Origin of the sequence: Saccharospirillum impatiens DSM 12546 (genome assembly GCF_000423605.1) — a bacterium.
GTDB lineage: Bacteria > Pseudomonadota > Gammaproteobacteria > Pseudomonadales > Natronospirillaceae > Saccharospirillum > Saccharospirillum impatiens.
The window spans coordinates 74,025-85,758 of the sequence record NZ_AUIH01000022.1 but is presented as its reverse complement, the minus strand read 5'-3'; the positions used below and the strand labels follow the sequence as shown (position 1 = coordinate 85,758).

Annotated in this window: 6 protein-coding genes; all 6 read left to right on the top strand. The window is 55.2% G+C overall.

The annotated features are described in order from the left end of the window. Positions 1-564 precede the first annotated feature (564 nt). The 6 genes from pilG (at position 565) to G565_RS0112220 (ending at position 11,728) form a co-directional block, all read left to right on the top strand. Positions 565-945, top strand: coding sequence for a twitching motility response regulator PilG (gene pilG, locus G565_RS0112250; RefSeq protein ID WP_028671183.1), 381 nt, complete (start codon positions 565-567; stop codon positions 943-945). Positions 946-1,013: 68 nt separating this feature from the next. Further along, entirely contained in the window at positions 1,014-1,391 is a 378-nt protein-coding gene (pilH, locus tag G565_RS0112245; RefSeq protein ID WP_028671182.1) for a twitching motility response regulator PilH, read from the top strand. A 10-nt stretch (positions 1,392-1,401) separates the two neighbouring features. Beyond that, on the top strand, positions 1,402-1,938 hold the full coding sequence (locus G565_RS0112240; RefSeq protein WP_028671181.1) for a chemotaxis protein CheW: 537 nt from the start codon (positions 1,402-1,404) through the stop codon (positions 1,936-1,938). Between the two features lie 170 nt (positions 1,939-2,108). Further along, positions 2,109-4,199: a methyl-accepting chemotaxis protein gene (locus G565_RS0112230; RefSeq protein ID WP_028671180.1), complete on the top strand. Its 2,091-nt coding sequence runs from the start codon at positions 2,109-2,111 to the stop codon at positions 4,197-4,199. A gap of 95 nt (positions 4,200-4,294) precedes the next feature. Continuing rightward, positions 4,295-5,149, top strand: coding sequence for a CheR family methyltransferase (locus tag G565_RS0112225; protein ID WP_084649368.1), 855 nt, complete (start codon positions 4,295-4,297; stop codon positions 5,147-5,149). 18 nt (positions 5,150-5,167) lie between these two features. After that, positions 5,168-11,728 (top strand): Hpt domain-containing protein, encoded by a 6,561-nt coding sequence (locus G565_RS0112220; RefSeq protein WP_028671178.1) that lies wholly within the window; start codon positions 5,168-5,170, stop codon positions 11,726-11,728. Positions 11,729-11,734 lie beyond the last annotated feature (6 nt).

Below are 11,734 nucleotides of genomic sequence, written 5' to 3'. Positions count from 1 at the left end.
CGCGGAAGTCTTCCTCCAGCAATGGGAGTATCTCCGGGTGAGCGTCCAGCACCCGCGATAGATTACTAAGGAACAAGCCAAACTTGTGTGGTGCATACACATCAAGTAAACTGTTCTGTGCCGTGCGGGATTCTCGCATGGTAAGGCCCTTTTCTTTGTGCTTTGCTTTTTTGTCGAAGACAATTCTACAAAGTATTAGGGCCTTTTTAACCCTCTGATCGAGATTTTTCTTTTATTTTCAGAAGCTTAGCCGTTTATGGACGGGCACTAGCTAGATTCTGTGATAAAAGTTCTAGCCATGGTAATAGACGGCCAGTAACAGAGCCTCCGGGCGTGACAGCAGTCGACGATTTCCCCCGATTTTGGCTGTCGGGGTAGAAAGTTGTGTTGCCGGGAGCAGTTTTTGTTACGCAGCAGGGCAGACATAATCTGACCTGCAAGCGCTATACAGCACATCAGTGCCTGCATGGGCCAGACATGCAAGCTCAGTCACTGGTACGCTAACTGCAGCCTGGTACCTAAAGAGTGGTACTCAAAATATAGCTTTCAACCCTGGGATGACCTATGGAAAACAGCTTTGAAAGCCTCAAGGTGATGGTCATTGACGACTCCAAAACCATACGGCGCACAGCGGAAACGCTGTTGAAAAAAGTCGGGTGTGAGGTGATCACCGCGACGGACGGCTTCGACGCACTTGCTAAAATAGCCGATACCAAACCGGACATTATTTTTGTGGATATCATGATGCCTCGTCTCGACGGGTATCAAACCTGCGCACTGATCAAGAACAACAGTGCCTTTAAGGAAACGCCGGTCATCATGTTGTCCAGTAAGGATGGCCTGTTTGACAAGGCGAAGGGCCGCATCGTGGGCAGCGATCAGTATCTGACCAAGCCTTTTGGCAAGGAAGAGTTGCTTGGGGCAATTCGGGATTACGTAAAATAATGACCGCACGCTTCGGCTGAGCGGTTTTTTGTTGTTGATGTATTGATTAAAAAATAAACGGGTGGACCATGGCACGGATTCTGATTGTAGACGACTCTCCCACTGAGACCTATGCGTTTCAGGGTATGCTGGAAAAGCATGGTCATGAAGTATTGACGGCTGATAACGGAGCCGATGGAGTCGCCCTGGCACGTCAGGAATTGCCGGATATTGTTCTAATGGACATTGTAATGCCTGGTTTGAACGGCTTTCAGGCCACGCGGCAATTGACCAAAGGTGCCGATACCGCCCACATCCCGGTGGTGATCGTGACCACCAAAGATCAGGAGACAGACCGGGTTTGGGGTCGTCGGCAAGGTGCCAGTGGGTACCTGGTTAAGCCAGTCGCTGAAGATCAACTGCTGTCGACCGTCGAGGCTGTACTCGCCGGCAACCTTCAGGACTGACGGCATACTCATGGCCGACCTGACACCGATTCAGCTACTTCGTGACATCGCAACGCGCTGTCGTACCCAGGCCGCTGGTTTGCCCGAGCAACAGGAAGTGCGGGAAACCTGGAGTGGTATTGGTTTTCGGCTGGGTGAGCACTACTTTGTCGCCGCCATGGATGAAATCACCGAAATCCTGAATGTCCCGTCCGTGACCCGCCTGCCTAACGTCAAACCCTGGGTTCAGGGCGTATCGAATGTTCGGGGTCGACTGATCCCGCTGATCGATCTGGATCTGTTTTTTGAAACACCCAGTCAGGAGTCCATGCGCAACCGCCGCATACTGGTCATCGAGCAGCACGACCAGATTGATGGGCTGATTGTGGACTCAGTCGAGGGCATGCAATATTTTCCGGTAGATGATCTCTCCGGCGATGTCCCGGCTCTGCCCGAGACGATTAAACCCTTTGTGCGTGGCCACTATGTCCGTGACAGTCAGATCTGGACGGTGATCAGTATGGGGGATCTTTATGAACACGACGTTTTTCAGGAAGTGGCGGTCTGACCGTCATCGGGTGAGCGAATGCAGTGCTCTGCAGTGCGGCACACCCAAGGAAAGGCTGATCTGGGAGGCGTTTGAATGAACGCCGTTCCGCAAGCCTGCATTTACGCAATTGACTATCAGAACGATTCTATTTCAGAAGCACAGCCTGAGGCCGAACTGGAGTTCGAACGATGAAACAAAGAGCCGGAAATTTATTAACCATCCTGGGTACCAACCGATTGCTCAGTATTCTGCTGGCCGCGCTGCTGGTCGTGGTACTGGGCTTGTTCGCGGTGGTGTACCAGAATTTCAGATTGGGTGCCTTCGACCAGGAGTTGCTTGAACACGCGGGCGAGATGCGAGTGTTGTCGCAGGAAATCGCGAAGAACTCCTCGGAGGCTTCGGGCGGTCAGGAGCAAGCCTTTGGGCTTTTGCAGCGTTCACGTGCCGAGTTCGAAGTACGCTTCAACTATGTGCAGCAAGGCAACACGATTACCGGAACACCTGCGCTGGCGCAACATGCTCCCAACGTCGACATCAGCAGTTTGTCGCGTATCTGGAGTCGGGTTAGTCAAAATTCGGATTTGATCGTTGAGTCTCAGGAAACCATCCTTGACTTGCACGCAACCGCCAACACGCTGTCGGAAAGAATTCCAGAATTGCAGGTCGAATACGACGAGGTTGTTGAAATCCTGCTGGAAACGAATGCCGGTGCGGGTCAGGTGGCGGTTGCCCAGCGTCAGGCCTGGTTGGCCGAACGGATTGTCCGGTCGATCAACCGGGTTTTGGTCGGAGGCGAGGGCGCTGTTATGGCGGCCGACTCCTTTGAACGGGATGCGGCACTGTTTCAACGGGTACTGGATGGCATGCTGAACGGTAATGCCAACCTCGACATCGACCGTGTTGACGACATAGAGGCGCGTGAAGCGCTGGATGAAATTGCCAATCTGTTCCAGATCGTATCCGGCTCGGTCACACAGATCATGGCAACCTCTCCCGAGTTGTTCCAGGTGCGTGAGGCTGCTACTAACATTTTCTCTGACTCGCAGGTTTTGCTTGAGCAGGCTTCAACCCTGGCTGGTCAAATCCAGCAGGCAGCGGACACCCGCCCTTTGAGCAATGCACTGGTCATTTACGCTTTGGGTGCATTGGCCCTGGTGCTGATTGCCATCGCCGTATTCGTGGTTATTCGCGACACCCAGAAAGACTTGCGTGAAACCGCTGAAACAAACGAACAAAACCAGAACGCTATTTTGCGACTGCTTGACGAACTGGCCGACCTTGCAGACGGTGACCTGACCACTCAGGCAACGGTAACCGAGGATTTCACCGGGGCCATTGCCGACTCCATCAACTTCGCGATCGACCAGATGCGCCAGTTGGTATCGGCCATTAACTCGACAGCGGTTCAGGTATCTTCGGCAGCCCAGGAAACGCAGGCAACGGCCATGCACCTGGCGGAAGCCTCCGAGCACCAGGCTCAGGAAATTGCCGGCGCCTCTGCGGCGGTGAATGAAATGGCGGTGTCCATTGACCAGGTATCGGCCAACGCAGCGGAATCGGCGGCGGTAGCCGAGCGGTCGGTTGCGATCGCCAAAAAAGGTGCCGACGTGGTGCAATCGACCATCAATGGCATGGACAACATTCGGGAACAGATTCAGGAAACCTCGAAACGTATTAAACGACTCGGTGAATCCTCGCAGGAAATTGGCGACATCGTATCGTTGATTAACGACATTGCCGACCAGACCAACATTCTGGCCCTGAACGCAGCGATCCAGGCTTCCATGGCCGGTGATGCAGGCCGGGGTTTCGCGGTGGTAGCGGACGAAGTTCAGCGGCTTGCTGAGCGGTCGTCAGCAGCAACCAAGCAGATCGAAGCACTGGTTAAGACCATTCAGAACGACACCAACGAAGCGGTTATCTCGATGGAGCAAACCGTGGCAGAGGTGGTTCGGGGTGCGCGTCTGGCACAGGATGCCGGTGTTGCACTGGAAGAAATTGAGTCGGTATCGAAAAACCTGGCCGACTTGATTCAGAACATCTCCAACGCAGCCCGTCAACAGGCTTCATCAGCCGGTCACATTTCCAATACGATGAACGTGATTCAGGAGATTACCTCGCAAACCTCAGCCGGTACGACCGCCACGGCCAAGTCTATTGGTAACCTGGCTCAGCTCGCCAACGATCTGCGTTCCTCGGTGGCCGGTTTCAAACTGCCGGACAGCGATGACGACCTGGATATGCTGGGTGCCCCGGAACTGGACGATGAGGTCGCTTAACAGCGCCCTCGTCAGAGTTCTCAGGGACATTGAGGCGCATGGCTGTAGGTCTGGCCATGCGGCGATGCACCGCTGAATGTGGATGAGGCAGTAACGTGGTGACCCAGAGCGCGTCCGTACATCAGGCTCCTGAATTGAGCGATCGTGCCTTTTTCACCTGGCAGGAATTGCTTGAGCAACGTCTCGGATTGCAGTTGTCAGAGCAGCGACGCAGTTTTCTGAAGACCAGCCTGGCCATTCGCATGCGTGAGCTTGGCTTTACGGATTATCTGGATTACTACCGCTATATTCGCAGCGGCGATGCGGGGCTGATCGAATGGAACTGCCTGATTGACCGGGTAACCGTTCAGGAAACCCGGTTTTTCAGAGATCCGGCCGCTTTTGCTCTGACGCGAGACCATCTGACGCGCCGTGTTCATGAAATCACCCGACCGCTCAGTATTTGGAGTGTCGGTTGTTCTACGGGTGAAGAAACCTACAGCCTGGCGATGATGACGGCTGATTTGTTACGTCGTGAATGCGACCAGGTCAGGCATTTTGGCGTAACCGGGACCGATGTTTCCTCCCGGGCACTTGAAACCGCCCGTCAGGGTGTGTACCCGGCGCGGCGGGTCGAGATGTTGGATAAACGCCTGATCGAGCGGTTTTTTTCGCCTCAGGTGGGGCAGTATCAGATAGCTCCGGCGTTACAGGAACGTGTGTGTTTTACCCGTCTTAATGTGCTGGAACTGGCTCGATCACCGATGAAAGAGCTGGACCTGATTTATTGCCAGAATATGCTGATTTATTTTCGCAAGTGGCGCCGCAAGGAAATCGTGTCTGAACTGGCCAATCGACTGGCCAAGGGTGGCATGCTGGTGCTGGGCCTGGGCGAAGTTGTGGACTGGAAGATGCCTGAACTGACGCGCGTACCCGGTGAACGAGCGTTGGCCTACTTGAAACACAAATGAATACAAAGGGGTACAGGCATGGCAGAACGCCGTGATTATGTTGCACTGGAATGGGTCAAGGGAGAGATCTTCGATACGCTTAAGCAGGCGCGGCAAGCCCTGGAAGCGTTCGTTGATACGCCCGAAGATACCACTCGACTTCAGTTTAGCCTGGCCTACATACATCAGGTAAACGGCACTTTGCAGATGGTCGAGTTTTTCGGTGCAGCTTTGCTTGCTGAAGAAATGGAACGTCTGAATCAGTCGATCGTGGACGGTGATATTCCGCCGAGCCAGGATAACCTCGCTCTGTTAATGCAGGCTATTCTGCAGTTGCCGAATTACCTTGAGAAGCTCAAGCGCGGCCAAAGTGATCTGCCGGTTGTTATTCTGCCATTGTTGAATGACTTGCGGGCGGCACGAGGCGAGCCACTGCTATCCGAAACGGCGTTGTTCACCCCTGACTTGTCTGCTTCTCGCCGGTTTGTGGGCGAGCCGGATACCCAGAGTATCGGGCAGTCGAGCGTGGTCCAGTTGTTGCGCAAACTGCGTCAGATGTACCAGTTGGCATTGCTCGGCTGGTTACGCAACGAAGACACCGACAACAACCTCGAATATTTGGGTAAATCGGTGCATCGACTGGTCGGTTTGACCGAGCGCACCCCTATGGGTTCGTTATGGCAGGTGGCTGATGCCTTCATTGGCGCAATCAAAGCAGGGCGTATTGAACGTTCTGCTGCTATTACGGTCATTTTGCGGCACCTTGACGGTGCCATGAAACGATTGCTCGCCGATCCGGTAGGCGTGGCCGGGCAATACCCGCACGAGGACCAGCTCAAGAACCTGCTTTATTACCTCGCCAAAATTGATGCCTCGGGTCTGAGTCGAGTGCAACACATTCAGGACAGCTATCACCTCAGTCAGGCCTTGCCCGACGAAGCGGAAATTGAAACGCAGCGACAACGCCTGTCGGGTCCTGACCGGGAAACCGTCGGCAGCGTTGTGTCAGCCTTGCTTGAGGAACTGGCAAGACTCAAGGACTCACTGGATCTTATGGTGCGGACCCGGGTGACTGAGTCGCGCCGTTTGTCAGAGTTAGAGCCTGGTATCAAGCAAATGGCGGATACCATGGCGGTGCTGGGGCTGGGTAACCCGCGCCGTGTGTTGAATGAACAGCTCGACCTGATAAAAACCACGCAACAGGAGCCAGAGCTAAAAGACGATGGCGTGCTGATGGACATCGCCGGTGCCCTGCTGTATGTCGAAGCCAGTCTGTCTGGCATTGCCAGCGATGCCAGTTTTGACCGTGACGAATACGATGATGGTCTTGACGGTGCTCAGGAGGCGGTTGTTCGCGAAGCCCGCAACGGCTTGGAACAGGTTAAAGACGCCATTGTCGAGTTTATTGGCTCGCACTGGGATCACAGTAAGCTGGAAGCGGTGCCCCGTGATCTGAGCGGTATCCGCGGCGGCTTGACCATGATACCGCTGGAGCAGGCTGCGACGGTTCTGAAGTACGCTCAGGATTATGTTGAAGACCAACTTTTGGGCAACAAGCGCACGCCGGAATGGAATGAGTTGGATGCCCTTGCAGATGCCATTATGGGGGTTGAATACTATCTGGAACGTTTGTCGCGGGATGGCAGCGGAACCAATCTGGATATTCTGCAGCGTGCCGCCGATTCGATTGCGAAGCTCGGTTACACCATCAACCTCTTTCCGGAAGCGGACTCGGCTGCCGAGCCGGATGCGGAAGAACCGGTTGAAACAGACAAAGACGATTTCCCGGACCTGTCACTTCAGGAACTGGAACTGGGTGACAGCGGTGACCTTGAAGATGACGCCGACGTCGAGCTCGACATTGAAGCGACCGACGACTTCGAGACCCTGACAGACTGGGATGATGACATAGAAGCCCGGCCGGTCTCGGACCAATCACCGACTGACGACGGGGAATCCAGTGATTGGCTGGCTCTGGACACGGAGACTGACCCGTCAGAAACCGGCGATGAGAGCAGTGCCGACATCGATGATCCGGAACGTGCCGGCGAGTCGAGTCCAACGGTGGCCGAGACAGCAGAGGCTGCTGACGATGACCTGATTGACGACGACATCCTGGAAATTTTCATTGAGGAAGCCGCCGAAGTTCTCGAAACGATTCATGAATTCTTCCCACGATACAAGGCTGACCCGTCTGACAGCGCGGCACTGACCGAGTTCCGACGGGCTTTTCATACGCTGAAGGGCAGTGGCCGTATGGTCGGTGCCACTGTGGTGGGGGAAACAGCCTGGTCGATTGAAAACATGCTTAATCGCCTGATTGAAGGCAGCATTACGCATTCAAACGATCTGGTGCGGGTGATCGAAGAGATCACTGATGAAGTACCCGCGCTGATGACGGCGTTTGAGAAAAAATTGAAACCGGATACCGCCCGTGCTGACTATCTTGCAGCCATTGCCAATGCGCTTGCCAAGGGCGAATCGGTCAGTTGGGGCGAGGCATCACCGGAGTCTCCTGCGTCTTCCGAACCCTCCGACGTTGATGTCGATATTGAGTTGCCCCAATCAGAGGTGGCAGAAACCCCGGATGATGATTCGGACTGGAGTGACTTTGATGAATTGCCCGTTGCAGAGGTAGAAGAAACCGATCTCGACGATCTCGATACGGCCAACTTTGATATCGAGAGCAGTGACAGCAGCACCGATACGCTGCTGGAGATCTTTCAGGCCGAACTGGCCAGTCACCTCGAATACATTGACCATTACATCGATGAGGCTGCAGCGTCTTCTCTGTTGCCGGATTCGCTGCAACGAGCCTTGCACACCATCAAAGGCTCGGCTCACATGGCCAGTGTTGAGCCGGTAGCGGAACTGGTGCAGCCGCTTGAGCAGTTAGTCCGGGACATGCAAGAGCGTTCCAAAGTTGCCGACCCGGGATTCTTGACCGTGCTGACCGATGGGGTTGCATTGATTCGCCACGCTTCAAAAGGCGATCCGGTTGATACTGGCGCGTTTGAAGCAAAGGTCCAGGACGTCTATAACCGGGTGTTGCGCCTTGACCCCAGTCAGGAGCCGGATGATCCCGCCCTGATGTCGATTTTTATGTCCGACAGCATGGATCTGGTGTTGGGTGCCGAAACCATACTCAAGCGGTGGCAGGATGCAGGCGAGCCGGATGCTGACGTGAATGCGCTGATTCGGGAGCTCAATACTCTGGCCCTGGCCTCCCAGTCCGTGGATTTGCTACCGGTAGCCGATCTCAGTCACAACCTGGGCTTGCTGGTCGAGGGCGCCCGGAGTGAGGCGTGTGACGCTGACGAACGCTTTTTCGAGCTGGCCAATACCGGTCTTGAATCCCTGATATCGATGATGGACCGGCTCGCCGCCGGTCAGAGTATTCGTCAGGATGCGTTATTCGTTGAGCGTCTTCATCAACTGCTGCCCGATGCGGAAAACACACCTCTTGAGCCGGCTGATTCCAGTAAGAACCAGGTAGGCTCCATGATTCGGCAGGACCTTGAGTCCAGCGAGGCGGGGGTGGTTGAGCCTGAACAGGTGGCTATGCCTGAGTTCGAGGCGGCCCAGCGCTATCGGGTTGAAGGCGATGCCGAGTTGGTGGATATCTTCTTGGAAGAAGCCAATGACATCCTGGACAGCATTCAGTCATCACTTGAAAAGTGGCGTGAAGATACGAACAACACCCTTGAGGTAGAGAGCCTGCAGCGTGACCTGCATACCCTGAAAGGGGGCGCGCGCATGGCCGAAATTTCGCCACTGGGTGATCTGGCACACGAACTTGAGTTTTTGTATGAGGGGCTGGCACAGGGCAAGTATCAGGCGTCTGACGGACTGCTCGAACTGATTCAGCAGTGCCACGATCGCCTTGCCGTCATGGTCCAGGACATTGAGTCGAGCATGAGCTGTGAATCAGCTCCGGATCTTGTGGCCGCGATCAACCACTTTCGCAAGCATCCTGGTGCGCCTGCCCGGCCGGTCGACATGACGCAGGTTAGCCGACAAGAAAACCCGGTGTCTGAGCAGGAAACCCCTGTTCCGGAGAGTAAGCCGGTGGAAGCACCGCACAGCGATGCCGACCCCATTGACTCTGATGAAAAACTGCCTGAGCCAGCACCAGCTGCAGAATTGGCTGCGGATGTAGATCTCGACATCCTGGAAATTTTCATTGATGAAGCTGGTGAGTTGCTGAATGAGCTAGAGCAGGCCATTGAAGACTGGCAGGCGGAGCCGGGTAACGAAACACATGCGGATGAGATGAAGCGGGTTTTGCACACCCTTAAAGGTGGTGCCCGACTGGCCCGACTGAAAGATCTGGGTGACCAGAGCCATGAGTTCGAAACCTTTATCGTTCGGGCCCAGCAAAATAAGGACGCACTGGACGAGGTCTTCTTTAACAACATTCTGGCACGCCAGGACCAATTGGTTCAGGGCGTAGAAGCCATGAATACGCTGCTCGATGGTCATGCGAACAGTGGGGCTGGCTTTGGTCCCAGCGTTATCCAAATGGCGCGGGATCTTGAAGAGGATGGCTGGGACGATCCGGACCAGGTTGAGGTCACTACCGGTATTGGTCAAAGCGAACCTGACACGTCGGCCACGACAGAGCTCGCGACAAGCGCCGACACGGAGCCTGCGAGCGATGCCGGTGAAGTGAGCACCAATGTCCTGCCATTCAAGCGCAAAGAAGCCGAGCGCAAGGCCGACAACCGTCGGGCTCAGCCGCAGGAGACCGTCAAGGTTAATGCCAACCTGCTGGAAGGGTTGGTTAACCTGGCCGGTGAGACATCGATCGCCCGGGCGCGTCTGGAGCAGGAAGTCAGCGATTTTGGCTTTACCCTCGGGGAAATGGATTCGACCATCGATCGGTTGCGCGAACAGGTGCGGCGCCTCGATATGGAAACCGAAGCCCAGATTCTGTTTCGTCAGGAGCGGGCGGAAGAAACCAACTACGAAGACTTCGACCCGTTGGAAATGGACCGCTATTCCCAGATCCAACAGCTGTCGCGTTCTTTGATGGAGGCGACCTACGACCTGACTGAGCTGAAGGGCTCATTAACCGACAAGACCCGGGATGCAGAGACCCTGTTACTGCAGCAGAGCCGAATCAATACGGAGCTGCAAGAGGGCCTGATGCAAACTCGCATGGTGCCTTTTAACCGTTTGGTACCGCGGCTACGTCGTATCGTCCGTCAGGTGGCTGGTGAATTGGGTAAGCAAGTCGACTTCATTGTTGGTAACGCAGAAGGTGAGGTGGATCGTACGGTTCTGGAGCGAATGATTTCTCCGCTCGAGCACATGCTGCGCAACGCGGTAGACCACGGGATCGAGGACGCGGACCAGCGCCTGCAGTCTGGTAAAACAGTGAAAGGCTCTGTACGCCTTGACTTGTCCCGCGAAGGCGGCGATATCGTATTGCGACTGTCTGATGACGGCGCCGGCATGAATGTCGATCGTATCCGGAGTAAAGCGATTGAGCGTGGCCTGATGGCCGCCGATGCGGATCTTAACGATCGTGAAATACTGCAGTACATTCTAGAAGCGGGTTTCAGTACCGCCGAGAAAGTCACCCAGATTTCCGGTCGCGGTGTCGGCATGGATGTGGTTAATTCCGAGGTCAAACAACTCGGTGGCAACATGGCCATTGATGCGCGGCTGGGCGAAGGCTCTCAATTTACCATTCGTCTGCCGTTCACGGTGTCTGTTAACCGCGCTCTGATGGTCAACATTGAAGAAGACCACTACGCCATTCCGCTCAGTTCCATCGAGGGGATCGTGCGGGTGACACCCAAGCAGCTGGCCGAATACTACCGCCCGGATGCGCCATTGTTTGAGTACGCGGGAGGACGCTACCGTCTGGAGTACATGGGAGGGTTGTTGCGTACCGGGGCCACACCGAATGTCGAAGGCCTGACCGCACCCGTTCCGCTAGTGCTGGTCAAAGGCAGTGATGAACACCATTCCATGGCCTTGCACGTAGACCGGTTGATGGGCAGCCGTGAAATCGTGGTGAAAACGCTTGGGCCCCAGTTTAGTACGGTGCCGGGTGTTTCCGGTGCGACCATTCTCGGTGACGGTTCAGTGGTGGTCATTCTTGATCTCGCGGCTCTTATTCGGAGCTCGCTGGCGATCGAACATTCCCGTGTTACCACGCTGCCAACACCGAAGACTGCGCTGGCGGCAACGAAGAAGCCCGTGCGCGACAAAGACAGCCCATATACGGTCATGGTCGTGGACGATTCAGTGACGGTGCGTAAGGTGACCAGCCGGTTGCTGGAGCGTCAGGGCATGGAAGTGATTCTGGCCAAGCATGGGGCAGATGCGGTTGCTCAATTGCAGGACCGGGTGCCGGACATCATGTTGCTGGATATCGAAATGCCTTACATGGACGGGTTCGAGGTCGCCTCAAGGGTGCGTCACGACAGCCGTCTGAAGCAGATTCCGATTATCATGATTACCTCCCGTACGGGTGCCAAACACCGTGAGCGGGCCTTGTCGATCGGAGTGAATGAGTACATGGGCAAACCCTTCCAGGAAGGGCCTCTGGTTGATGCCATTAAGCGCTTGCTGGGCATAGAGGCATGATCACAC